Below are 25303 nucleotides of genomic sequence, written 5' to 3'. Positions count from 1 at the left end.
ACTGTGCTAAAAATTCATTCCAGTTACCAGAGATAATGAGAAAGGTAACTTCCCTCACGCGGGGGAAGTTACCTTTCTTTTTTTTTGCCTTAAGAAATTTGGAGCTTACTTATGTCGATCGAATCACTCAACGCATTTTCAATGGATTTTTTCTCTCTGAAAGGAAAAACGGCGATTGTAACGGGAGGGAACAGCGGTTTGGGTCAGGCTTTCGCAATGGCACTGGCGAAAGCTGGCGCGAACCTGTTCATACCAAGCTTTGTAAAAGATAGCGGTGAAACGAAGAAAATAATTGAAAAACAAGGTGTTGAAGTGGAGTTTATGCAGGTGGATATTACCGAAAAAGGAGCACCTCAGAAGATTATCGCCGCCTGCTGCGAGCGTTTTGGTACCGTTGATATTTTGGTAAACAATGCGGGAATTTGTAAGCTGAATAAGGTCCTGGATTTTGGTCGTGCCGATTGGGATCCCATGATTGATGTTAACCTGACGGCGGCGTTTGAGCTGAGTTATGAAGCCGCGAAAATTATGATTCCACAAAATAGCGGTAAAATTATTAACATTTGTTCTTTGTTCTCCTGGCTTGGTGGTCAGTGGTCTCCGGCTTATGCGGCAACCAAGCATGCCCTTGCTGGATTTACTAAAGCGTATTGCGATGAACTGGGTCAATATAATATTCAGGTTAACGGTATCGCACCTGGATATTATGCAACAGATATTACGTTAGCGACCCGGAGTAATCCTGAAACAAATCAGCGCGTACTGGATCATATCCCTGCCAATCGTTGGGGTGATACCCAGGACCTAATGGGGGCGGCGATTTTTCTTGCCAGTCAGGCTTCAAATTACGTTAACGGTCATTTACTTGTTGTCGATGGCGGTTATTTAGTTCGCTAATTTTGTCAGGTGGCTTCTGTTTTTATTAATTATTCCAAGTTAATTATCAGGAAGGTATGACTATGTCTTTATCTCGAGAAGCGATTGTTGACCAGTTAAAAGAAATTGTCGGGTCCGAACGCGTAATCACCGATGAAACCGTGTTAAAGAAAAACAGTATTGACCGTTTTCGTAAATATGCGGATATTCACGGTGTTTATACGCTACCCATTCCTGCTGCCGTGGTGAAGTTGGAGTCCACAGGACACGTTTCCCGCGTTCTGGCGTTTATGAATCAACATAAAATCAACGGAGTACCTCGCACTGGTGCCTCGGCAACGGAAGGAGGGTTGGAAACCGTAGTTAAAAATTCCGTGGTGCTGGACGGTGCTGGCATGAACCGAATCTTGAGTATCGACATTGAGAACATGCAGGCGACGGCACAGTGCGGCGTTCCGCTTGAGATTCTGGAAAACGCGCTGCGTGAAAAGGGTTATACCACCGGGCATTCTCCACAGTCTAAACCGCTGGCACAGATGGGGGGACTGGTGGCGACCCGTAGTATCGGGCAGTTCTCTACACTGTATGGTGCCATTGAGGACATGGTGGTTGGTCTGGAAGCTGTGCTGGCGGATGGCACGGTAACCCGTATTAAGAACGTGCCGCGGCGGGCGGCTGGGCCGGATATCCGCCACATTATCATCGGTAATGAAGGTGCGTTGTGCTATATCACTGAAGTTACCGTGAAAATATTTAAGTTCACGCCGGAGAACAACCTTTACTACGGTTACATTCTGGATGACATGAAAACCGGTTTTAACATCCTGCGTGAAGTGATGGTCGAAGGCTATCGTCCCTCCATTGCGCGTCTGTACGACGCAGAGGATGGCACTCAACATTTTACCCATTTTGCCGACGGCAAATGCGTGCTGATCTTTATGGCTGAGGGGAATCCTCGGATGGCAAAGGCAACGGGTGAAGGTATAGCGGAGATTGTAGCGCGTTATCCGCAGTGTACTCGCGTGGACAGTAAGCTGATTGAGCACTGGTTTAATCATCTCAACTGGGGCCCGGAAAAAGTGGCGGCTGAACGTGTACAGATCTTAAAAACGGGCAATATGGGCTTTACGACTGAGGTTTCCGGCAGTTGGAGCTGTATCCATCAAATCTATGAAAATGTGATTAATCGTATCCGCGATGAGTTCCCGCATTCGGATGACATCACCATGCTGGGTGGTCACTCTTCTCACAGTTATATCAATGGTACCAATATGTACTTCGTTTATGACTACAACGTAGTGGACTGCAAGCCAGAAGAGGAGATTGATAAGTACCATAACCCCCTTAACAAGATCATCTGCGAGGAGACGATCCGTCTCGGTGGCTCAATGGTGCATCATCACGGCATTGGTAAGCACCGTGTCCACTGGAGCAAGCTGGAACATGGGAGCGCATGGGTGCTGCTGGAAGGTCTCAAACGCCAGTTTGATCCAAACGGCATTATGAACGCGGGGACGATCTACCCGATTGAGAAATAAAGAATAAACGGCTTCTCATTCGGGAAGCCGTTACTTTACCGGACAATGAAGGGGTAGATATGAACACTTCACCGGTGCGTATGGATGATTTACCGCTTAATGGTTTTCACTGCCGTATTGCTGCACTCACGTTTGGCGCCCATCTGACTGACGGATATGTACTGGGCGTCGTGGGTTACGCCATTATCCAGTTGACTCCTGCCATGCAGTTAACGCCGCTTATGGCCGGGATGATCGGTGGCTCGGCATTGCTTGGGCTTTTTCTTGGCAGTCTGGTGTTGGGCTGGGTGTCTGATTACATCGGGCGGCAAAAGATATTTACCTTTAGTTTTGTCCTTATCACCATTGCCTCTTTTTTACAGTTTTTTGCGACGATGCCGGAGCAGCTCATCGTATTACGCATCCTGGTAGGCATTGGACTCGGGGGGGATTATTCCGTGGGGCATACCCTGCTGGCAGAGTTTTCTCCACGTCGCCATCGGGGGGTTTTGCTGGGCGCGTTCAGCGTGGTATGGACTATTGGTTACGTGCTGGCAAGTGTGATGGGGCATCATTTTATTTCTGACAGTCCGGAAGCCTGGCGTTGGCTGCTCGCCTCGGCGGCGCTGCCGGCGCTCTTGATTACACTGTTACGTTGGGGAACGCCGGAATCACCGCGTTGGCTGCTACGCCAGGGGCGCTTTACTGAAGCTTATGCTGTGGTACATCGCTATTTTGGCCCACATGTGCTGCTCGGTGATGAGATAGCCGCCGCATCCAGCAAGCATATTAAGACCCTTTTTTGTGCCCGCTATTGGCGGCGAACCGTTTTTAACAGCGTATTTTTTGTCTGTCTGGTGATCCCGTGGTTTGTTATTTATACCTGGCTGCCGACCATTGCTGAGACCCTCGGTCTTGAAAATGCACTGACAGCCAGTTTGTTACTGAACATGCTATTAATTTTCGGCGCATTGCTGGGGCTTGTATTGACGCATTTACTGGCGCACCGACGGTTCCTTCTCGGGAGTTTTCTCCTGCTTGCCGTAACGCTTATTGTGATGGCTTTTTTACCGTCTGCTAGCCCGCTGACGCTGTTGCTGTTTGTGCTGTTCAGTACAGCCATATCGGCCGTCAGTAATCTGGTGGGGATCCTGCCGGCAGAGAGTTTCCCGACGGATATTCGATCTCTGGGTGTGGGATTTGCGACGGCTATGAGCCGCCTTGGTGCGGCAATCAGTACCGGGCTGTTACCCTGGACGCTGGTTCAATGGGGAATGCAAGTCACGTTGCTGCTGCTGGCTGGCGTATTACTGACAGGGTTTGTCGTGACCTGGCTATGGGCGCCTGAAACGAAAGCATTACCGTTGGTGGCAGCGGGGAACGGGGACAAAAAACAGGGAGGTGTGAATGAACATTCTGTTAGCGTTTAAGTCAGAACCGGATCCCAGCATGCTGGCGGAAAAGGACTGGCAGGCTGCGACAAAAGAGACCTGCGGGCCGGATACGTCGTTGTTGCGTTGTTCTCCGGGGGCAGATGAGCAGGCGGCTGCCGCGTTGTTGTTAGCCCAACGCCATAAAAGGTGTGAGATGAAGTTGACAGCACTCAGTATTGGTGATGAACGTTCGCTACACTGGTTGCGCTATTTTATCGCGCTGGGTTTTGACCGGCCCGTGTTGTTAGAGACAAAAGGCGATTTGCGCTTTGCGCCGGAGTTTATCGCCAGGCAGATTGCAGACTGGCAGCGTAAGCACAATGCTGACGTGATCGTGACAGGCTGCCAGAGTAGTGAAGGGCAGAACGGGCAGACACCGTTTCTGGTGGCTGAAATGCTGGCGTGGCCTTGCTTTACCATGGTTGAGCGTTTTACGTTTGAACCACCTTTTATCGTCCTTGAGCAGAGAACCGCGACTCGCGTTCGCCGATGTCGGGTACGGCTTCCTGCGGTGATTGCGGTCAGACAATGCGGTGAGGTTGCGCTCCCCGTACCGGGTATGCGTCAGCGTCTGGCGGCAGCAAAAGCCGAAATAATTCGTCAGACAATCTCTTGCGATGAAGTACCTGTCAGGGAGTGTCAGTTGTTGACGCGACCGGAACAATGCCGTCGCGCTACCCTTATTGACGGTGCAACGGCACAGGAAAAAGCAGGGATTTTGTGGCAAGACTACTTACGCCAAAGGATGAAACCATGAAGATAGTGATGGTGTCGGCGTCTGGCGAATGCGGCGCATTGACTGACTGGATCATTGAAAATGGACCAGGTTCGGCAGAACTAGAGCGTTGGATTATCGATCCGGTGCCGGATGTCGCAGATCAGGTACTGGATACACTGGAAGCCCAGTGGTTACTGACACCTGCCGATGTCCTGGTCTTTGCGGCCAGTCCACTTGGCGATGAGTTGGCAACACGACTGGCCTGGCGACTGGGGGGCGGCAGTATTTGTCAGGTGAGAACGCTGGATGCGCAACAAGGTCTGGTCACTAAATCCCACTGGGGCAATGCGTTAAACGCTACGTTGAAAATTGCCGCATCCCCGTTATGTTTATCACTGGCGCGACAGGCTGAAGAGCGCGTTTCGCATGATCCTTTGCCCACCATGATTGAACGCCAGCTTGAGCTTATGGCGCGTCCGGGCTGGCTGGAAACGGTGGAAACCATAGAAAAGGTCAGCACTCATCCTCTGTTACAGGCTCAATACGTGCTGGTTGTCGGTCAGGGAAACCGTGACGTGAACGAAAAGGCCATTTTCGCTCTGGCACAGTCGATGAAAGCCGAAGTAGGGTACAGCCGCGCGCGGGTGATGAATGGCGGGTATGACGCTGAACGTGTGATTGGGATCTCCGGGCATTTACTCTCACCGGATGTCTGTATTATCTCGGGGGCCTCTGGTGCGGCGGCGTTGATGGCCGGAGTTCGCCACAGCCAGTTTGTCGTGGCGATAAATAGTGATCCCAATGCCCCGGTTTTCTTCCAGGCTGATGTCGGCGTTGTCGATGACTGGCTACCGGTGCTGGAGGCGTTGGCAGCCTTCGCCGAAACCTAATTCAGCTTTTTGGCTAACGTCCAGACATCGGTGTTAGTGGTGGAAAGCGCCGCAACTCCTGCTTTCATCGCATTGCGGGCATCTTCTTCATCACATACCAGGCCACCGGCAATCAGCGGCTGGCGTATTTTTTCCGTTACCCATCCCAGCACTTTTGGCATGCACCCCGGCAGAATTTCAATACAGTCCGGGTTTGATTGTGCCACCTGTTTATCGATGCTATGAAAAGAGATGGAGTCAACGATAAACAGGCGATGGATGCAGAAAAAACCCTCCGCCCGTGCAGCTTTCAGCATTGCCGCTTTAGTACTGATGATTCCGTCCGCTTCGGTAACCAGTTTCAGAAACTGAATGACCACCTCTTTATTTGATGCCCCTTCCAGCAGGTCTACGTGGATAAATGCGTATTTCCCGGCGTTCTTAATTTTCTTCACGATGTTACTGATAGTACAGATGTTGCCGTACAGAACAGAAATGAACTGACATTCAGAATCGATGGCGAGTTGCAGACTGGCGTTGTCTTTTACGGCGGCAATTACTGGATTCTGTCGGAGCAGGTGTAACAGAGGCATAGATTATCCTTATTATTTAACCAAAGCGGTAAATGATGCCAAAACCCGACGGTGGGTAGCGCCACTGTTGTAGCGTTTTTTCATCACACAGAAGTCGACAGGTTCCGCATTCCAGACAACCACGAAAATCGACCCGCAGTTCTCCTTCCGGCGTAAGGGAAAAAAGTCCTGCCGGGCAAGATGTGATCAGCCGTTCTGCAACGTCGCAATCGACACGGTTAGCAGGAACAATAGGAGACATGCCGGGAGGGTGCCAGACGTTGTGGGCTACAGGCATCGTAAGCTCCTGATAATATCGCCTGCCAGGTGACGCAGGCCGTGACGACGAAAATGACGCCAGACAATCTGGCGCAGAGGGGCGACCGGGCGCTCGCCCTGGTGCCAAATCTCACGAGAAATATCGTCCATCAGCGCGGGCCACTGGTTATACCATCCCTGACGCTGCAATAGCGTGGGCATCTCGCGATAGCGGTGCATAACGTCCCACAACAGACTACGTTGAATAGCGTGATGATAGGCTGGAAACAGGTTTTGCGGCGCGCATTTCAGACAGGCGTTGATGAGTGTTTGGGAGGCGGCCTGCGCGCCGATGAGTGCCATATCCATCCCGCGTACGGAGAAACCCGTATTGACGCAACTGCGCAGCGCATCTCCCACTAACAGCCAGCCTTCTCCCGCGTACTGCACGGGCAGGCTGTGTAATCCCCCTTCCGGCACCAGATGCGCGCCATACTCCAGCGTTTCACTCCCTTTGAGCAACGGATGTAGCGCCGGATGCAATTTGAGCCTTTCCAGCAGTTCGACTGCCGGTATGTCGCTTTGAGCAGGCGTAGAGAGCGGACATACAACACCAAAAGAGAGCGTTTCTTTATTGGTGTAAAGAAACGCACCGCCGGGCAGAGCGCCACACACTTCTCCACTGAACAGCATTGCGGCGCCTTCTTGTGCAGATAACCGGAAACGCTCTTCAAGAATCTGTTGATCCAGCGCCAGGGTCTCTTTCATTCCCAGCGCCATTGCGGTTGTTGATGGTCGTGGCTGAAAACCATAGCGTTCAGCCAGAACACTATTTGCCCCTTCCGCGAGAACGACATAACGGCCGCGAAGCGTTTCATCATCGGCAATGACGCCGCAGACTCTACCCGCTTCAATAAGTAACGCATCAACCGTTATGCCGCTGACAAATTGCACACCTTCCGCTTCCGCCTGGGCGACGAACCACGGATCGAAACGGGCACGTAGTAAACTCCACGAATCTCCCTCCGGACGAAGACTGGTGTAGGTTGTCGCACCGTGACGAGTTAAAAGCGTGAGATTTTCCTGGGTAATGCGGCGTTCAAGTGGGGCTGACAGATGGGCATCGGGAAGGAGTTCGGTAAGAGCATGACAGTACAGACGTCCACCCGAAAGGTTTTTACTACCAGGTAACTCGCCGCGTTCAAGAAGCAGAACCGATAGTCCGGCGCGTGCACAGCGTAAAGCACACGCGGTGCCTGCTATTCCTGCACCGATGATAATAATATCAAAATCGTCAGACATATCGTGCTCCAGATATCCAGAGCACATAACCCTAACAGAATGTTAGTTAAAGAATATTGACCCTCAGCACATCCGCTGGAATCACTCGCCGCGATAGACACAGCCCGCCGTACAGGTCTCTTTCACCATCACCGCGCTCAGCAGAGGAACTGCCGGTTTGACCTGATCCCAAATCCATTTCGCCAGTACTTCGCTGGTCGGGTTTTCCAGACCGGGAATATCGTTCAGGTAGTAATGATCAAGCCTCTCATACGTCGGCTTAAATGCGGCTTTTAACTCGGCAAAATCCATGATCCAACCGGTATGCGGGCAGACTTCACCGGTAATTTCAAGACGCACCATAAATGAGTGACCATGCAGGCGGCCACATTTATGCCCTTCCGGTACGTGTGGCAGGCGGTGAGCGGCTTCGAAGGTGAAATCTTTAAACAAGGTGGTGGACATTATTGACTCTCAAGAATGCAAAAAACGCCGTAGGGTACCGTAAAGTACAATTTTTAGCATTAGTTAAAAGGGCGCTGAGCAGCAGAATGCCACATATTGATGGCAAATATTAAATAATTATTTATATATCATGTGGTTATTTAATCATTTTTGTCGTTAATAACTATAGCTAAAACAGGTTAGTTCATTTGGTTATTTGTTATTTCCATCCCTTCTTTAATTGTTACTATCACCGCCGTTACCCTTATCTTCAGTTTGGGTTTTATTGCTTAAATCCGCTTTGCTTACTGGAACATAACGACGCATGACGATACAGGCCCCACCTTCCGCTTTGCTTCCGCTGAACCCGGAGCAGCTGGCACGCCTCCAGGCGGCCACCACCGATCTTACGCCCACGCAGCTTGCATGGGTTTCTGGCTATTTCTGGGGTACGCTGAATCAGCAACCTGGCGCAGCCGTTGCAACACCCGCTCCCGTGGCGGAAATGCCGGGCATCACGCTAATCTCTGCATCACAAACGGGCAATGCGCGTCGTGTGGCGGAAGCGTTGCGTGATGATCTGTTGGCAGCAAAACTCAGCGTCACGCTGGTTAACGCAGGCGACTACAAATTCAAACAAATCGCCAATGAAAAGTTGCTGGTTATCGTCACGTCTACGCAGGGAGAAGGCGAACCCCCGGAAGAAGCGGTCGCGCTGCATAAGTTCCTGTTCTCTAAAAAAGCGCCCAAGCTCGAAAACACCGCCTTTGCCATTTTTGGTCTGGGTGACACGTCATATGAATTTTTCTGCCAGTCGGGCAAAGATTTTGACAGCAAGCTGGCGGAACTCGGCGGTGAGCGTTTGTTGGATCGCGTTGACGCCGATGTGGAATACCAGGCCGCCGCCGCCGAATGGCGTGCTCGTGTGGTTGAGGTGTTGAAATCACGAGCGCCGGTTGCGACACCGGCTCAGGCGGTTGCCAGCGGAGCGGTAAATGAGATCCACACCAGCCCGTATACCAAAGAAGCGCCGCTGAGCGCCACGTTGTCCGTGAATCAAAAAATCACCGGACGCGATTCAGAGAAAGATGTTCGCCATATTGAAATCGATCTCGGTGATTCGGGTCTGCGCTACCAGCCTGGCGATGCGCTGGGTGTCTGGTATCAAAACGATCCGGCGCTGGTGAAAGAAATCGTAGAACTGGTCTGGCTGAAAGGCGATGAGCCCGTTACGGTCAATGGCAAATCTCTCCCGCTGTCCGAAGCGCTACAGTGGCATGTTGAACTGACCGTAAATACCGCCAATATCGTTGAAAACTATGCCACCTTAACGCGCAGTGAATCGTTGTTGCCGCTGGTCGGCGATAAGGCACAGTTGCAGCATTACGCCACCACGACGCCTGTTGTCGATATGCTGCGCTTCTCGCCCGCACAACTGGATGCACAAGCGTTAGTCGATCTGTTGCGTCCGTTAACGCCGCGTCTGTACTCCATTGCGTCTTCACAGGCCGAAGTGGAGAGCGAAGTGCACATCACCGTGGGGGCGGTGCGTTATGAAGTGGAAGGCCGCGCGCGTGCCGGTGGCGCATCCAGCTTCCTCGCCGATCGCGTCGAAGAAGAGGGCGAAGTGCGTGTGTTCATCGAACATAACGATAACTTCCGTCTGCCGACGAATCCTGAAACCCCGGTGATCATGATTGGTCCGGGGACAGGCATCGCGCCGTTCCGCGCTTTCATGCAGCAGCGCGCTGCCGAGGGAGCATCAGGCAAGAACTGGCTGTTCTTTGGCAACCCGCACTTTACCGAAGATTTCCTCTACCAGGTGGAATGGCAGCGTTACGTCAAAGAAGGCGTACTGAGCCGTATCGATCTGGCCTGGTCACGAGACCAAAAAGAAAAAGTCTACGTACAAGACAAACTGCGCGAACAGGGCGCAGAACTGTGGCGCTGGATCAATGACGGTGCCCACGTTTATGTCTGCGGCGACGCCAATCGCATGGCGAAGGACGTTGAGCAGGCATTGCTGGACGTGATTGCTGAATTCGGCGCGATGGACGCGGAATCAGCGGATGAATTTTTAAGTGAGCTGCGCGTTGAGCGCCGTTATCAGCGAGATGTCTACTAATGAGCGAAAAACATCCAGGGCCCCTGGTGGTCGAAGGTAAACTGACCGACGCCGAGCGTATGAAGCTGGAAAGCAACTATCTGCGCGGCACCATTGCTGAAGATTTAAATGACGGTCTCACCGGCGGTTTTAAAGGTGACAACTTCCTGCTGATCCGTTTTCACGGGATGTACCAGCAGGATGACCGCGATATCCGCGCCGAGCGTGCCGAGCAGAAGCTGGAGCCGCGTCACGCGATGTTACTTCGCTGCCGTCTGCCGGGGGGCGTTATCACCACCAAACAGTGGCAGGCGATTGATAAATTTGCTGCCGAGAACACGATTTACGGCAGCATTCGCCTGACCAACCGTCAGACGTTTCAGTTTCACGGGATTCTGAAGAAGAACGTGAAGCCGGTGCACAAGATGCTGCACTCCGTGGGGCTGGACGCGCTGGCGACAGCCAATGATATGAACCGTAACGTGCTGTGCACCTCGAACCCGTATGAGTCCGAGCTGCATGCCGAAGCCTACGAGTGGGCAAAGAAGATCTCCGAGCACCTGCTGCCGCGCACGCGCGCTTATGCGGAGATTTGGCTCGATCAGGAAAAAGTCGCGACCACGGACGAGGAGCCGATCCTCGGTCAGACTTATCTGCCGCGTAAGTTTAAAACCACGGTCGTGATCCCGCCGCAGAACGATATCGACCTGCACGCCAACGACATGAACTTCGTGGCGATTGCTGAAAACGGCAAGCTGATTGGCTTTAACCTGCTGGTGGGCGGCGGTCTTTCTATCGAGCACGGTAACAAGAAAACCTATGCCCGTACGGCCAGCGAATTTGGCTATCTGCCGCTCGAGCACACGCTGGCCGTGGCGGAGGCGGTGGTCACCACCCAGCGCGACTGGGGAAACCGTACCGATCGTAAAAATGCGAAAACCAAATACACGCTGGAACGCGTAGGGGTTGAGACGTTCAAAGCGGAAGTGGAACGTCGTGCAGGCATTAAATTTGAGCCGATTCGTCCGTATGAATTCACCGGGCGCGGCGATCGGATTGGCTGGGTGAAAGGCATCGACAATAAATGGCATCTGACGCTGTTTATCGAAAATGGCCGTATTCTCGATTATCCGGGACGTCCGCTGAAAACGGGCCTGCTGGAGATTTCGAAAATCCATAAAGGCGAGTTCCGTATTACTGCGAACCAGAATCTGATCATTGCTGGCGTACCGGAAAGCCAGAAAGCGAAGATAGAGAAGATCGCGCAAGAGAGCGGTCTGATGAACACCGTGACGCCACAGCGTGAAAACTCCATGGCCTGCGTGTCGTTCCCGACCTGTCCGCTGGCGATGGCGGAGGCCGAACGTTTCCTGCCGACGTTTATCGACAAGATTGATGGCCTGATGGCGAAGCATAACGTGAGCGATGAACACATCGTTATGCGTGTAACAGGCTGCCCGAACGGCTGCGGTCGCGCGATGCTGGCGGAAGTCGGTCTGGTCGGGAAAGCGCCTGGCCGCTATAACCTGCATCTCGGCGGTAACCGAATCGGCACGCGTATCCCGCGGATGTTCAAAGAGAATATCACCGAACCAGAAATTCTCGACTCGCTGGACGAACTGATTGGGCGCTGGGCGAAAGAGCGCGAAGCGGGTGAAGGCTTCGGCGACTTTACGGTGCGTGCGGGCATTATTCGCCCGGTGCTCGATCCCGCACGGGATTTCTGGGAATAACCCATCCTTTGCCGGGCAAACGCAGTGCCCCCCGGCAAAACAGGCAAACGAGGTTCTTATGTCCGTACTCGATCTAAACGCGCTTAATGCATTGCCGAAGGTAGAGCGCGTGATGGCGCTGGCTGAAACCAACAGCCAACTGGAAAAACGTGACGCTGAGGGGCGTGTGGCGTGGGCGCTGGAGAATTTGCCTGGCGAATACGTCCTCTCATCAAGCTTTGGGATTCAGGCGGCAGTCAGCCTGCATCTGGTCAATCAGATCCGCCCGGATATCCCGGTGATCCTGACCGATACCGGCTATCTGTTCCCGGAAACTTACCAGTTTATTGATGAGTTAACGGACAAACTCAGGCTGAACCTGAAGGTCTACCGGGCGAATGAAAGCCCCGCCTGGCAGGAAGCGCGCTACGGTAAGCTGTGGGAGCAGGGCGTTGAAGGCATTGAGAAATACAATGAGATCAACAAAGTCGAACCGATGAACCGGGCGTTGCAGGAACTGAACGCGCAAACCTGGTTTGCAGGACTGCGGCGAGAACAGTCCGGTAGCCGTGCGCATCTGCCCGTGCTGGCTATCCAGCGTGGGGTCTTTAAAGTGCTGCCGATTATCGACTGGGATAACCGCACGGTTTATCAATACCTGCAAAAGCACGGGCTGAAATACCATCCGCTGTGGGATCAGGGCTATCTTTCCGTCGGTGATACGCACACCACGCGGAAATGGGAACCGGGTATGGCTGAAGAAGAAACCCGCTTCTTTGGCCTGAAGCGCGAGTGCGGGCTGCACGAAGGATAATTTCATTTCTTTTTTAAAGCCTTCTGATGGATAAAACGTCAGAAGGCTTTTTTATGGGAAATATAAATATATAGCACTATTGTATTTATATTATGTATATAAGTCGGATTTTATAATGTAATAAAAGCCCATAACTGTGTGAGAAAATATTTTGTGAATAATCATTTTGCGCCTGGTCAATAAAATAATTAAAAGAGAGGAGGAAGATACGGAATCAGACTCCTGAACCAGGACCCACGAGTGAAAAGAGTTTGCTACTGGGGTAAAACCAATAAGCGCGATAAAGACGGCGGCGATGATTATCACCTGCTGTGCTGGCACTCACTGGATGTGGCGGCGGTCGGCTATTGGATGGTGAGAAATAATATCTATTCAATTGATACTTATCTGCAGTCGTCAGGGTTGAAAAATACAGAGCAATCAGCCCAGTTTTTTGCCTGGCTTTTATGCTGGCATGATATCGGTAAATTTGCCGATTCCTTCCAGCAATTATACCATCACGACGATTTTCTCACCGCAGAGAGGGAGGCTCACACCTATGAAAAAATTCCCCATGCGACGCTGGGATTCTGGTTATGGAATCACTATTTAAGTGAATGCCCAGAATTATTTCCCTCTTCATTATTGTCCGCTCGCAAACTTAAACGTGCCATTGCGCTGTGGATGCCCTTAACAACCGGGCATCACGGCCGTCCTCCTGTTGCCGTTCAGACATTAAATAATTTTCGCCAGGAAGATAAAGAAGCAGCCCGCGATTTTCTTCTGCTAATAAAACCCTTATTCCCACTCGTTGAGATTCCGCAATACTGGGATGACGATGACGGTATTGAAACATTTAACCATCTCTCATGGTTTATTTCAGCCGCGGTTGTTCTTGCTGACTGGACGGGTTCCTCCACGCAGTATTTCCCGCGCGTGGCAAAGCGCATGCCGGTTGAAGATTACTGGCGGCGCGCCTTACGTAATGCGCAAAAGGCTATCGCTGTTTTTCCGCCATCTCCGTCTGTTGCGGATTTCATCGGCATCAAAGGTCTCTTTCCCTTTATTCAGCAACCGACGCCCTTACAACAAAAAGCCATTGAGCTGGATATTCATCACGCCGGGCCGCAGTTATTTATCCTTGAGGACGTCACGGGAGCCGGGAAGACAGAGGCGGCACTGATTCTCGCGCATCGGCTGATGGCAAGCCAAAAAGCGCAGGGCATCTATTTTGGTCTGCCAACCATGGCGACCGCCAATGCAATGTACGAGCGCATGGCAACAACATGGCTGTCGCTTTATCAATCTTCTTCACGGCCCAGTCTGGTATTAGCACACAGCGCGCGTGCGTTAATGGATGGATTTAATCAGTCACTCTGGTCAGCCGAGTTATCAGATTCAGAAACGCTGGACGAGCCGCCTTCTTTTCGGCAGGGATGCGCAGCATGGTTTGCAGACAGCAATAAAAAAGCCTTATTAGCCGATGTCGGCGTAGGCACGTTGGATCAGGCAATGATGGCCATCATGCCCTTTAAGCATAACAATTTACGCATGCTGGGCTTGAGGAATAAGGTTCTGATCGCCGACGAAATTCACGCCTACGACGCCTATATGTCGAGAATTCTCGAGTGTCTGATCGAAAAACAGGCACGTGATGGCAACTGCACACTATTGCTGTCTGCAACGCTATCACAGCAGCAGCGAGAGAAATTTATTGCGGCCTGGTCTCGCGGAGCCAGACAGCTAGTGCATGCCCCATTATTGGGGTTGGGGGATTATCCGTGGTTGACTCACCTGGCGGGGAATACGGTTCTTTCACAGTACGTGTCTACGCGTCAGGAAGTGGAACGCAACGTCAGTATTGCCTGGCTGCATGATGAACGTGCCTGTATTGCACGCATTGAAGCGGCAGTCAGTGAAGGCAAATGCATTGCCTGGATCCGTAATTCTGTCGATGACGCTCTTTCTGCGTTTCATCAATTGCTCGAGAATCAGCGAGTGGTTGCTGATGATCTGCTCCTTTTTCATAGTCGCTTTGCTTTCCACGATCGCCAGAGAATCGAAAATCAGACATTACATATCTTTGGTAAAAGCGGCCAGTCGCCACGGGCAGGCAAAGTCATTATTGCTACTCAGGTGATCGAACAAAGCCTCGATATTGACGTCGATGAAATGATCACGGATTTAGCTCCCGTGGATCTGCTCATTCAACGTGCAGGGCGTTTACAACGCCACGTTCGGGATCGGCACGGCCTGCTGAAATCATCTGGCCGGGATGAGCGCCCGCCTCCGGTACTGTTCATTCTTGCGCCTGAATGGGATGACGAGCCTGAAGAGAACTGGTTGTCACTCACAATGCGCAACAGCGCCTATGTCTATCCCGATCACAGCCGTTTATGGCTGACGCAGCGAGTCCTGATGGCGGAGGGGCAACTCCAGATGCCGCAATCAGCCCGTCTGTTGATTGAGTCCGTCTATGGCGACGATGTCGATATCCCGGTCGGTTTTGCGAAGACAGAACAACGGCAGGAGGGCAAATTTTATTGCGATCGCGCGTTTGCACAACAAAGCACGCTCAACTTTGCGTCGGGTTACAGCCCGGATAACAGCGAATTTCTTTCTGAAAACCTCTCCACACGACTTTCTGAAGAATCTACCTCGCTTTGGCTGGCGAAAATCGTGGATAACGTCGTGATGCCTTACGCGCCGGGTGAACATGCCTGGGAAATGAGCATGCTGCGCGTGCGTGCGGGATGGTGGAAAAAACACGAGCGAGAGTTCCGGTTGTTAGAAGGCGAACTGCTTCAGCATTGGTGTGTTGCACAGCATCAGAACAGGGAATTCGCCAACGTGATTGTGGTGTCAGACGCTGCAACGTGTGGCTACTCCGCAAGGGAAGGTTTGATCGGCAGGACGGAGGTTTAAGTATAAAGAAATGAACAATTTTTCACTGATTACCACCCCATGGCTTCCCGTGCATTTCAAAGACGGGACAACGGGAAAGCTGGCTCCGGTGGATCTGGCAGACGAGAACATCGTGGATATCGCCGCAACGCGGGGGGATTTACAGGGCGCGGCGTGGCAGTTCCTGCTGGGTTTGTTGCAAAGCAGTTTTGCGCCTAAAAATCGCAGCCGCTGGGAAGATATCTGGCTGGATGGTCTACCCGAAGATGCGCTTCGAACCGCGTTTACGCAGATTGAGCCAGCCTTTCAGTTTGGTCCGGAAACCCCGGCGTTTATGCAGGATTTTGAGCCAATATCCGGGGCAAAAGATGCCATCGCGCAGTTGCTCCCTGACGCGCCCGGTGAACAGACAAAGAAGCTCAACAAAGATCATTTCATTAAGCGTGATATTACCGAACGTTTTTGCCCGTACTGTGCGGCGCTGGCGTTATTTTCGTTGCAGCTTAACGCACCGGCTGGGGGGAAAGGTTACCGCACTGGCCTGCGCGGTGGCGGTCCGATGACCACGCTGATTGAGTTACAGGGGTATAAGAATAACTGTCAGACGCCGCTGTGGCGCAAGCTGTGGCTGAACGTCATGCCGCAGGACGCTGCCAGGCTTCCTCTTCCGCAAACTTATGATGCTTCCGTTTTTCCCTGGCTTGCCGCCACGCGCACCAGCGAACAGGCAAATGCCGTCACCACAGACCAACAGGTGAATAAGCTGCAGGCCTACTGGGGGATGCCGCGGCGGATTCGGCTGGATTTCACGACCACCGCAACCGGAACCTGCGATATCTGCGGATCAGAATGTGATGCACTGTTGAGCCACATGACCACCAAAAACTATGGCGTCAATTACGAAGGCTGGCGGCATCCGCTAACGCCGCATCGCACACCCGTTAAGGGCGCAGAAGGATTCTTCTCTGTTAAGCCGCAGCCCGGCGGCCTGGTCTGGCGCGACTGGCTTGGGCTGAACCAGGAAAACCTTACAGAGAGTAATACTGAAGAGCCAGCGCAGGTGGTGAGCGTGTTCAACGGCCACTCCCCAACCGGCGCCAGGGTTGGCTTATGGGGGTTTGGCTACGACTTCGACAATATGAAGGCCCGTTGCTGGTATGAACACCACCTCCCGCAATTGCTTTCGGAAAAAATCATCCCGGAACTACGCCAGGCGACGCAAATGGCGTCCTACACGCTCAGCCTGTTACGTAGCGCGCTGAAAGAGGCCTGGTTTTCTGATGCCAAAGGTGCCCGCGGCGATTTCAACTTTGTCGATATCGACTTCTGGAATCGTACGCAGGGCGATTTTTTGACGCTGGTGAGGGAACTGGAAGAGGGACAGGACGCAGAGGAAAGAAGGGCGGAATTTGAGAAAAAAATCAGCCGATACGCCCGTGGCTGGTTTGATGATCGTGTATTTACCAACCCTTACGACGTTACGGATCTGAAACGGTGCATGGCGGCACGAAAAAAACTAATCACCCGTCTGGCGGGAAGGCCGAGTAAAAAAAACGCCAGCGTAAAAAAGCAGGAGGCTGCTGAATGAATGTTGTGAAGGATGAACACAAGTCCACGCTGCGTCTGTGGCATGGCACATTGCAGGAAAAACGAGGGCTTCGCGCGAGCTTAAGGCGCAGCAACACCGTGAATGATGCTTATCTGGCGGAGGGGTTCCGCGATCTGCTGATGCTGACGCATTCACTCTGGAAGATTAAAGGGCAGGAGTGGCGTTTTACGGCGCTGGCGGTGACGGCAGCCGTCGCGGCACAGGTTAAATCCATCGATGAACGTCAGTGTTTTGCTGAGCAATTAGGGCAAACGAAAGGCAGCCGTCGCGTGATGTCAGAGCTACGTTTCGCCCGACTGTCGGCGGTAAAAACGCCAGATGAACTGTTACGTCAACTACGCCGTGCAGTGCGGTTACTCAACGGAACGGTGAATCTTATCTCGCTGGCGGAAGATATTTTTCGCTGGTGTCAGGAAAACAACGATTTACTCAATCATATACGTCGTCAGCAGCAGCCCAGCGAATTTATCCGCATCCGCTGGGCGCTGGAGTATTACCAGGCTGGCGACAACGAATAAAACGATTAAAAGGGATAATCAAATGACCACATTTATTCAGCTCCACTTACTGACAGCTTATCCGGCCGCCAATCTTAACCGTGACGATACCGGTTCACCGAAGACCGTCGTGCTGGGTGGCGCAACGCGTTTGCGTATCTCTTCGCAAAGTCTGAAGCGGGCCTGGCGCACGTCTGCACTGTTTGAGCAGGCGCTGGCGGGAAATGTCGGTATTCGCAGCGGGCGTATTGGCCGGGAAGCCGCGAAGATCATGATCGCGAAAGGCATCGAAGAGGCGAAAGCGATCGCGTGGGGGGCGGATATCGCCGATTTTTTAGGCAAGGCAAAAATGGATAAAAAAGCGAATGACAAGCTCACGCTTACCGAAACGGAGCAATTGGTTCATATCAGTCCCGCGGAGTTTGATGGCGTAAAAGCGCTGGCCCATCGCCTGGCCGAAGAAAAACGGGGGCCGAAAGAGGACGAACTGGCATTATTGCGCCGGGACCGTATGGCGGTGGACATTGCGCTGTTTGGCCGCATGCTGGCGAATAAACCTGAATTCAATGTTGAGGCTGCTTGTCAGGTGGCACATGCGTTTGGCGTGAGCGAAACCCTGGTCGAAGACGATTTCTTCACCGCTGTTGATGATTTACGCCATGCCTCGCAAGAAGACGCGGGTGCCGGACATCTTGGTGAGACTGCTTTTGGTTCAGCATTATTTTATACCTACATCTGTATCGATAAAGACTTACTGACTAAAAATTTGAACGGTGATGAAGCGCTGGTTAATCAAACACTGCGGGCATTTACCGAGGCTGCGCTTAAAGTTTCGCCAACGGGTAAACAAAATAGCTTTGCCAGCCGTGCCTATGCCTCCTGGGCGCTGGCGGAAAAAGGGACCGATCAGCCTCGTTCTCTGGCAGCGGCGTTCTATAAACCGATTGTCGGCGCGGATCAGTTTGGCGTGTCGGTAAAGCGCATTACTGAACTGCGTGAAAACATGAATACGGTTTACGAGCAGCAGACCCAGGCCGTGGGTTTCAATGTCATGAATCAAGAAGGAAGCATGAAAGACGTGCTGGATTTTATCTGCGCCTAAGGAGCGGGGAATGAGCCAATATCTGGTTTTTCAGCTTCATGGCCCGATGGCGTCCTGGGGAGTGGAGGCGCCTGGCGAAGTGCGCCACACTCAGGCGTGGCCAACCCGTTCCGCGCTATTGGGATTGCTGGCAGCGGCAGTCGGTATTCATCGTGATGATGAACCCCGGTTGACGACTTTTAACCGTCATTATGAATTTTTGTTGTGCGCCAGCGAATGCCCTCGCTGGGCGCGCGATTACCATACGGTACAAGTGCCAAAAGAGGCGCGCAATGCCCGTTATTTCAGCCGTCGTGATGAGTTACGTCACCCTGAACTGCTCAGTGCCTTGATCTCCCGCAGGGACTATTACAGCGATGCGTGGTGGATGGTGGCGGTGGCCGCAACGCCTGAGGCCCCGTACTCTCTGGCGCAACTACAGATGGCGCTGAAATCGCCTGTTTTTACTCTGTACCTGGGGCGAAAAAGTCATTCATTAGCGCTACCGATGGCACCTTTGCTTCTTCAGGGAAATGCCGGGGATGTGTTAAATGAGGCCTGGCGTCAGTATCAGGAGCGCTTTCGCGCGCTGCGCATTTCACTGCCGAAACTTCAACCGACATGCTGGTGGGAAGGGGAGCATGAGGGGATGGTTGCCAACAAAATTCTGCGGTGCCGGGATATCCCGCTGAGCCGGCAGCAATGGTTATTTGGCGAGCGAACGCTGAATCAAGGGCCACTGTCCCTCAAGGAGGAAATGTGTACTTCTCAAGAATAACCTTGCCTACCGGGCAACTTTCTCCTGTGCAACTGATCCAGATGGTTGAACGAGGAGAATATGTCATGCACCAGTGGCTGTGGGCATTATTCCCCGGACAACAAGAACGGCAGTATTTGTATCGTCGGGAAGAGCGACAGGGTGCATTTCTTTTTTACGTGCTGTCTTTATCTCCGCCAGCGGCAAGCGAATTATCTCAGGTTGAATGCCGTCCGTTTGCGCCGGAATTAAGCGCGGGGCAGCGATTATGCTTTAGCCTGCGCGCTAATCCTACGGTGTGCAAAGCCGGAAAACGCCATGATCTGTTAATGGATGCAAAGCAGCAGATAAAGGATCGCCCCGAGGGAGGCGATATCTGGGGTCACCAACAACAGGCCGCACAAAACTGGCTGGCCAGACAAGGGGAACTTAATGGGTTTTCGCTACGGGAAGTGCGTGTGGATGCGTACCGACAGCAACAGGTGATACGGGGGAAATCGCGACAGCCAATTCACTTTAGCAGCGTGGATTATTCAGGAGGGCTGGAGATCACCGAGCCGCGTCTGTTTCTACAACGTCTGACACAGGGATACGGCAAAAGCCGGGCTTTTGGCTGTGGTTTGATGCTGATAAAACCTGGAGAGGGGGTGTGACCTTCGTTCCATTAAGTCCGATCCCTTTAAAGGATCGGACGTCGATGATCTTCTTGCAGTATGGGCAGATTGATGTGCTTGATGGCGCGTTTGTGTTGATTGATAAGACCGGCATACGGACGCATATCCCGGTCGGCTCCATCGCCTGCATTATGCTTGAGCCCGGAACACGCGTTTCTCATGCGGCGGTCAAACTGGCGTCAACGGTGGGTACGCTGTTGGTATGGGTTGGAGAGGCGGGCGTGCGCGTCTACTCGTCGGGACAACCAGGCGGTGCGCGAGCGGATAAACTGCTTTATCAGGCGAAACTGGCGCTGGATGACGATTTGCGTTTGAAAGTGGTGCGAAAGATGTATGAACTGCGCTTTCGGGAGCCGCCGCCGATGCGGCGTTCCATTGAGCAATTGCGGGGGATTGAAGGTTCACGCGTTCGTCAGACGTACACGTTACTGGCAAAGCAATATGGCGTGAAATGGAACGGGCGTCGCTATGATCCAAAAGAGTGGGAAAAGGGCGATTGTGTCAATCAATGTATTAGCACGGCGACATCCTGCCTGTATGGGATTACTGAAGCTGCCGTTTTAGCCGCAGGCTATGCTCCGGCCATTGGGTTTATTCATAGCGGCAAGCCGCTTTCGTTTGTCTATGACATTGCTGACATCATTAAATTTGAGTCGGTAGTGCCAAAAGCGTTTGAAATCGCGGCTCGCCATCCTGCTGAACCCGATCGTGAAGTCAGGCTGGCCTGTCGGGATATCTTTCGTAGTTACAAACTCACCGGAAAAATTATCCCTCTGATTGAAGAGGTATTGTCAGCAGGAGAAATAGAACCACCCCAATCGGCTCCCGATATGCTTCCTCCTGCAATACCCGAACCGGAGACGCTGGGTGATAGTGGTCATCGAGGGCACGGCGGATGAGTATGGTTGTTGTGGTAACCGAAAATGTTCCCCCACGCCTTCGGGGCCGCCTGGCCATCTGGATGCTGGAAATTCGAGCGGGTGTGTATGTCGGCGATGCGTCGAAGCGCATCCGGGAGATGATATGGCATCAGGTCATCCAATTAGGAGGCGGTGGAAATGTCGTGATGGCCTGGGCAACCAATACCGAGTCGGGTTTTGAATTTCAGACGTGGGGTGAAAATCGCCGTATGCCGGTGGATTTAGACGGGCTTAGATTAGTTTCATTTCTTCCTGTTTAAATTCAATTGATTACGAGTTCTTTAACATTATGGAATGTTGATTTTATGTTGGTAGATTGTGGCTGACTAATAAAGCTTTTTAAAATCAATTATATATTTTTAGTGTGTTCCCCGCGCCAGCGGGGATAAACCGCTGAGCATGCTAATGCCGCTGCTGACGGCCTGGTGTTCCCCGCGCCAGCGGGGATAAACCGGCGGTACTGGATGATGACGAAGACATTATCCGCGTGTTCCCCGCGCCAGCGGGGATAAACCGCAGAGAGAGCGACCAGGCAGTACAGGATTCAGGTGTTCCCCGCGCCAGCGGGGATAAACCTCACAATCAGCCCGCCGATGCGCGGGCTTTTTTGTGTTCCCCGCGCCAGCGGGGATAAACCGTGCAAACGCTCTACTACGAATCAGACGGTATTGTGTTCCCCGCGCCAGCGGGGATAAACCGCCACAGGCGAGCGGCGACACGGAAGTGACCATGTGTTCCCCGCGCCAGCGGGGATAAACCGCTCAGGAGTTGGAGATGCTGGCGCGCAATTGCGTGTTCCCCGCGCCAGCGGGGATAAACCAGCGATGAGTTGCCGGAAATCGAGTGCGATATCGTGTTCCCCGCGCCAGCGGGGATAAACCGGACAGCCCACAGAGATAGTCACACTGACCGTTGTGTTCCCCGCGCCAGCGGGGATAAACCGGCACGGCTGAATTGGCAATGAAATCAGCAGATGTGTTCCCCGCGCCAGCGGGGATAAACCGACGACGCTTTCATACTGGGAATGTTACGCGAAATGTTCCCCGCGCCAGCGGGGATAAACCGGTTTTAAAAGTCAAGTGTCACTGATGCGATTCGTGTTCCCCGCGCCAGCGGGGATAAACCGCTCTAATCACCCGGCACGTTATCAGCTACAACGTGTTCCCCGCGCCAGCGGGGATAAACCGCTCTAATCACCCGGCACGTTATCAGCTACAACGTGTTCCCCGCGCCAGCGGGGATAAACCGTCACTACCGCTTTCGTAGTCTGCCGTCTGATGGTGTTCCCCGCGCCAGCGGGGATAAACCGGACAATATGGGGCCATCTGTATCCCGCTGGGCGTGTTCCCCGCGCCAGCGGGGATAAACCGTTGGGAATATATAACGAAGAATCGGAGGGGTTGTGTTCCCCGCGCCAGCGGGGATAAACCGTGATTGAGTTTGCCCGTTCTCAACTTGGCGTGGTGTTCCCCGCGCCAGCGGGGATAAACCGCGGCGGAAACCGACGGGGAGGTTGCCCGGCCTAGTGTTCCCCGCGCCAGCGGGGATAAACCGGATTGTTTCGTACATGTGTTGTCCTCATTGTCGTGTTCCCCGCGCCAGCGGGGATAAACCGAAATGATCCGGCACAGCGCCAGTCATGGCGACCGTGTTCCCCGCGCCAGCGGGGATAAACCGGGCGTGTATTTTCCGCCATTCCTCCAATGGACGTGTTCCCCGCGCCAGCGGGGATAAACCGGCAGAATAAAAAATCCGCGAAGAGCTTTTTTTGTGTTCCCCGCGCCAGCGGGGATAAACCGCGCTTCTTTAGCGTCGCGTTCAGCTTTTCTTGTGTTCCCCGCGCGAGCGGGGATAACCCGGCGTACAACTGGACAGGATTCGACACGCTGACGTGTTCCCCGCGCGAGCGGGGATAAACCGAAAAACTGCTTTACAGCCTTCCGGGTTGTGATGTGTTCCCCGCACCCGCGGGGAAAAGCAAGATAAACAGGGTCTGCATGTTATTCCGGCAGTCTGAGAGTATGGCCGGATAATGGCATTGCCTTATCCGGCCTTATGATTAGCTCGCTTTTGCTAATTCTTTTACGAGCGGCAGCATAATGCGCATTACGTCGCGGTTGCGATGTTCAATGCGTCCGGGCAGGGCTTTATCAATGTATTGTTGATTATCCAGACGTACATCGTGCCAGCTATTTCCTGTCGGGAAAGAGGCGGTTTTGGCGCGCTGTTGGTAACCATCTTTCTTGCCAAGATTCCAGTTCGTTGCCTCAACGGATAGCACCGAAATTCCCGCTTTATCGAAAACCTCTGCGTCATTGCAGCAACCGGTGCCTTTGGGATAGTCCTTATTCAGGCCTGGATTAGTGGTGGCGGTAATGCCATGATGACGCGCAATCGCTAATGCCCGGTCGCGGGTTAATTTACGCACCGCTTCCGGCGTGCTCTGCCCGCTATTAAAATACAGTTTGTCGCCGACGATCAGGTTATCGAGATTAATCACCAGCAGCGTGTTTTTCTTCTCCGCCGCGCTCATTCGCTTCAGCAGGTTTTCAGCCCCCAGTTTTCCCTCTTCCTCGCCGCTGGTGGCAATAAAGCGAATACCGTATTCCGTCGGCACATCTTTCAGGCGTTCTGCCAGTTCGAGCATAACGCCCAGACCAGCGGCGTTGTCATCCACCCCTTGCAGAGTGAGCCCGCCAAGATTCGCGTCAGTGTCGGCATCACTTTGCGGCGCGTAGGTATCCAGGTGCGCCATGATAATAATCTGCTGCGGGGCTTTGCCTTCGTGGGCGGCAATAACGGTACTGCCGGTGACGTTATGCCAGTTTTTGCGGTTATTTTTGGCGGTATAAATATAGCGACTGTTGAACGTGCGGATATCACTGCGATAGCCCATCTGCTCAAACTGCTGGCGTAAATAGTCGGCAGATAACATTTCTGCCGGCGAGCCGGTCATCCTTCCCGGGAAAACGGTCGCAATATGACGGGTCTGCGTTGTTGCAAATTCGCCCGGTTTTGGCGATGACGCCTGAGCGGGGATAATAAAGCATACGCCGAGCGCCAGGAGGGCGGAAAGACGGCGCGTTGCGGAAAACATAGTGAATCCTTAATAGCCAGCGGGGGAGCCCTGAATACAAAGCAAAAATTTCAACCCATCTAGTATGAAACGGTGACTTCGCTAAAACAATTTCATTTGCTCTTAAATGCCCGAATTCCGGTGGGTTAAGCACTTTTTGATATTTGCTTTGCCAGATCGTTATTCCTTTGAGGAACTACTCATTCCAATTCGTAATTTCATTCGTTCTCTTGCGCTCCCTATAGTCGGGTTATCTGACGCGCTCGACATTCGCGGTATTGTAAAGGAACGGTTATGGACCAAAAACGACTCACCCACCTGCGACAGCTGGAGGCCGAAAGCATCCACATCATTCGCGAGGTGGCAGCAGAATTTTCGAACCCGGTAATGCTGTACTCCATCGGTAAAGATTCCAGCGTCATGCTGCATCTTGCCCGTAAGGCGTTCTACCCGGGATCGCTGCCGTTCCCGCTGCTGCATGTCGATACCGGCTGGAAGTTCCGCGAGATGTATGAATTCCGCGATCGTACTGCCAAAGCGTACGGCTGCGAGCTGCTGGTACATAAAAATCCGGAAGGTGTGGCGATGGGTATCAATCCCTTTGTCCACGGCAGCGCCAAACACACTGACATTATGAAAACCGAAGGGTTGAAGCAGGCGCTGAACAAATACGGTTTTGATGCCGCCTTTGGCGGTGCGCGCCGCGATGAAGAAAAATCGCGGGCGAAAGAGCGCATTTACTCCTTCCGCGACCGCTTTCATCGCTGGGACCCGAAAAACCAGCGTCCTGAACTGTGGCACAACTACAACGGGCAGATTAACAAAGGCGAAAGTATTCGCGTCTTCCCGCTGTCCAACTGGACGGAACAGGATATCTGGCAGTACATCTGGCTGGAAAACATCGAGATCGTCCCGCTGTATCTGGCGGCGGAGCGCCCGGTGCTGGAGCGCGACGGCATGTTGATGATGATTGATGACGATCGCATCGACCTCCAGCCTGGCGAAATGATCAAAAAACGGATGGTGCGTTTCCGTACTCTCGGCTGCTGGCCGCTGACCGGCGCCGTCGAGTCAAACGCACAAACGCTGCCGGAAATTATTGAAGAGATGCTGGTCTCGACCACCAGTGAACGTCAGGGCCGCGTGATTGACCGCGACCAGGCGGGCTCTATGGAGCTGAAGAAACGTCAGGGGTATTTCTAAGGAGC

General features: G+C 52.9%; 22 protein-coding genes and 1 CRISPR repeat array. Of the genes, 17 read left to right on the top strand and 5 right to left on the bottom strand.

All coding sequences use genetic code 11. The features are described from left to right. Positions 1-111: 111 nt before the first annotated feature. The 5 genes from OGW13_RS24595 (at position 112) to OGW13_RS24575 (ending at position 5434) form a co-directional block, all read left to right on the top strand. Positions 112-897, top strand: a complete 786-nt coding sequence (locus OGW13_RS24595; protein ID WP_130097296.1) for an SDR family oxidoreductase — start codon at positions 112-114, stop codon at positions 895-897. Between the two features lie 62 nt (positions 898-959). After that, positions 960-2414, top strand: a complete 1455-nt coding sequence (locus OGW13_RS24590; RefSeq protein ID WP_042999525.1) for an FAD-binding oxidoreductase — start codon at positions 960-962, stop codon at positions 2412-2414. Continuing rightward, positions 2411-3823: an MFS transporter gene (locus tag OGW13_RS24585; RefSeq protein ID WP_072185400.1), complete on the top strand. Its 1413-nt coding sequence runs from the start codon at positions 2411-2413 to the stop codon at positions 3821-3823. Before OGW13_RS24590 ends, OGW13_RS24585 begins: the two co-directional genes overlap by 4 nt. Then, on the top strand, positions 3801-4583 hold the full coding sequence (locus tag OGW13_RS24580; RefSeq protein WP_042999527.1) for an adenine nucleotide alpha hydrolase family protein: 783 nt from the start codon (positions 3801-3803) through the stop codon (positions 4581-4583). The genes OGW13_RS24585 and OGW13_RS24580 overlap by 23 nt, the downstream gene beginning before the upstream one ends. Then, positions 4580-5434 carry an electron transfer flavoprotein subunit alpha/FixB family protein gene (locus tag OGW13_RS24575; protein WP_054176865.1) on the top strand — a complete coding sequence of 285 codons (855 nt, stop codon included), beginning with the start codon at positions 4580-4582 and terminating at the stop codon, positions 5432-5434. Before OGW13_RS24580 ends, OGW13_RS24575 begins: the two co-directional genes overlap by 4 nt. Here the strand turns inward: OGW13_RS24575 and OGW13_RS24570 are convergent. The 4 genes from OGW13_RS24570 to queD all read right to left on the bottom strand — a co-directional run bounded on the left by OGW13_RS24570 (position 5431) and on the right by queD (position 7989). Next, complete coding sequence (locus tag OGW13_RS24570; RefSeq protein WP_042999529.1) at positions 5431-6006, bottom strand: glycerol-3-phosphate responsive antiterminator; 576 nt, start codon at positions 6004-6006, stop codon at positions 5431-5433. The two genes, OGW13_RS24575 and OGW13_RS24570, sit on opposite strands and share 4 nt — an antisense overlap. A gap of 16 nt (positions 6007-6022) precedes the next feature. After that, complete coding sequence (locus OGW13_RS24565) at positions 6023-6283, bottom strand: ferredoxin family protein (protein ID WP_071888367.1); 261 nt, start codon at positions 6281-6283, stop codon at positions 6023-6025. Then, positions 6274-7545 carry an FAD-dependent oxidoreductase gene (locus OGW13_RS24560; protein ID WP_287116595.1) on the bottom strand — a complete coding sequence of 424 codons (1272 nt, stop codon included), beginning with the start codon at positions 7543-7545 and terminating at the stop codon, positions 6274-6276. The genes OGW13_RS24565 and OGW13_RS24560 overlap by 10 nt, the downstream gene beginning before the upstream one ends. Before the next feature lie 81 nt (positions 7546-7626). Then, positions 7627-7989 (bottom strand): 6-carboxytetrahydropterin synthase QueD, encoded by a 363-nt coding sequence (queD, locus tag OGW13_RS24555; RefSeq protein ID WP_090048506.1) that lies wholly within the window; start codon positions 7987-7989, stop codon positions 7627-7629. A gap of 304 nt (positions 7990-8293) precedes the next feature. On the opposite strand from queD, the gene cysJ reads away from it, so the two are divergent. The 11 genes from cysJ to cas2e all read left to right on the top strand — a co-directional run bounded on the left by cysJ (position 8294) and on the right by cas2e (position 21279). Further along, on the top strand, positions 8294-10093 hold the full coding sequence (cysJ, locus tag OGW13_RS24550) for an NADPH-dependent assimilatory sulfite reductase flavoprotein subunit (RefSeq protein ID WP_287116594.1): 1800 nt from the start codon (positions 8294-8296) through the stop codon (positions 10091-10093). Continuing rightward, on the top strand, positions 10093-11805 hold the full coding sequence (gene cysI / locus OGW13_RS24545) for an assimilatory sulfite reductase (NADPH) hemoprotein subunit (protein ID WP_287116593.1): 1713 nt from the start codon (positions 10093-10095) through the stop codon (positions 11803-11805). Before cysJ ends, cysI begins: the two co-directional genes overlap by 1 nt. A 58-nt stretch (positions 11806-11863) precedes the next feature. Further along, complete coding sequence (cysH, locus tag OGW13_RS24540; protein WP_044255000.1) at positions 11864-12598, top strand: phosphoadenosine phosphosulfate reductase; 735 nt, start codon at positions 11864-11866, stop codon at positions 12596-12598. A 240-nt stretch (positions 12599-12838) separates the two neighbouring features. Then, complete coding sequence (cas3, locus tag OGW13_RS24535) at positions 12839-15502, top strand: CRISPR-associated helicase Cas3' (RefSeq protein WP_287116592.1); 2664 nt, start codon at positions 12839-12841, stop codon at positions 15500-15502. Positions 15503-15512: 10 nt separating this feature from the next. Then, complete coding sequence (gene casA / locus OGW13_RS24530) at positions 15513-17069, top strand: type I-E CRISPR-associated protein Cse1/CasA (protein ID WP_287116591.1); 1557 nt, start codon at positions 15513-15515, stop codon at positions 17067-17069. Next, the gene (gene casB / locus OGW13_RS24525) at positions 17066-17608 is read left to right on the top strand and encodes a type I-E CRISPR-associated protein Cse2/CasB (protein WP_287116590.1); all 543 of its coding nucleotides are present in this window, start codon (positions 17066-17068) and stop codon (positions 17606-17608) included. Before casA ends, casB begins: the two co-directional genes overlap by 4 nt. Positions 17609-17630: 22 nt before the next feature. Further along, positions 17631-18689 carry a type I-E CRISPR-associated protein Cas7/Cse4/CasC gene (gene cas7e / locus OGW13_RS24520; protein WP_287116589.1) on the top strand — a complete coding sequence of 353 codons (1059 nt, stop codon included), beginning with the start codon at positions 17631-17633 and terminating at the stop codon, positions 18687-18689. A 10-nt stretch (positions 18690-18699) separates the two neighbouring features. Next, on the top strand, positions 18700-19446 hold the full coding sequence (gene cas5e / locus OGW13_RS24515; RefSeq protein ID WP_287116588.1) for a type I-E CRISPR-associated protein Cas5/CasD: 747 nt from the start codon (positions 18700-18702) through the stop codon (positions 19444-19446). Then, positions 19428-20078 carry a type I-E CRISPR-associated protein Cas6/Cse3/CasE gene (cas6e, locus tag OGW13_RS24510; protein WP_287116587.1) on the top strand — a complete coding sequence of 217 codons (651 nt, stop codon included), beginning with the start codon at positions 19428-19430 and terminating at the stop codon, positions 20076-20078. The genes cas5e and cas6e overlap by 19 nt, the downstream gene beginning before the upstream one ends. Continuing rightward, entirely contained in the window at positions 20075-20998 is a 924-nt protein-coding gene (gene cas1e, locus OGW13_RS24505) for a type I-E CRISPR-associated endonuclease Cas1e (protein WP_287116586.1), read from the top strand. The genes cas6e and cas1e overlap by 4 nt, the downstream gene beginning before the upstream one ends. Then, positions 20995-21279 carry a type I-E CRISPR-associated endoribonuclease Cas2e gene (gene cas2e / locus OGW13_RS24500; RefSeq protein WP_287116585.1) on the top strand — a complete coding sequence of 95 codons (285 nt, stop codon included), beginning with the start codon at positions 20995-20997 and terminating at the stop codon, positions 21277-21279. Before cas1e ends, cas2e begins: the two co-directional genes overlap by 4 nt. A gap of 104 nt (positions 21280-21383) precedes the next feature. Next, positions 21384-22939: direct repeats of the CRISPR family, unit length 29 nt; unit sequence GTGTTCCCCGCGCCAGCGGGGATAAACCG. Between the two features lie 139 nt (positions 22940-23078). Here the strand turns inward: cas2e and OGW13_RS24495 are convergent. Beyond that, on the bottom strand, positions 23079-24116 hold the full coding sequence (locus OGW13_RS24495) for an aminopeptidase (protein ID WP_287116584.1): 1038 nt from the start codon (positions 24114-24116) through the stop codon (positions 23079-23081). Positions 24117-24389: 273 nt separating this feature from the next. On the opposite strand from OGW13_RS24495, the gene cysD reads away from it, so the two are divergent. Continuing rightward, on the top strand, positions 24390-25298 hold the full coding sequence (cysD, locus tag OGW13_RS24490; RefSeq protein ID WP_042322572.1) for a sulfate adenylyltransferase subunit CysD: 909 nt from the start codon (positions 24390-24392) through the stop codon (positions 25296-25298). Positions 25299-25303 lie beyond the last annotated feature (5 nt).

Origin of the sequence: Citrobacter sp. Ca225, assembly GCF_030337175.1 — a bacterium.
Taxonomy (GTDB): domain Bacteria; phylum Pseudomonadota; class Gammaproteobacteria; order Enterobacterales; family Enterobacteriaceae; genus Citrobacter_A; species Citrobacter_A amalonaticus.
Note: the sequence above shows the minus strand (reverse complement) of the source record. Positions and strands in the feature narration are given on the sequence as shown.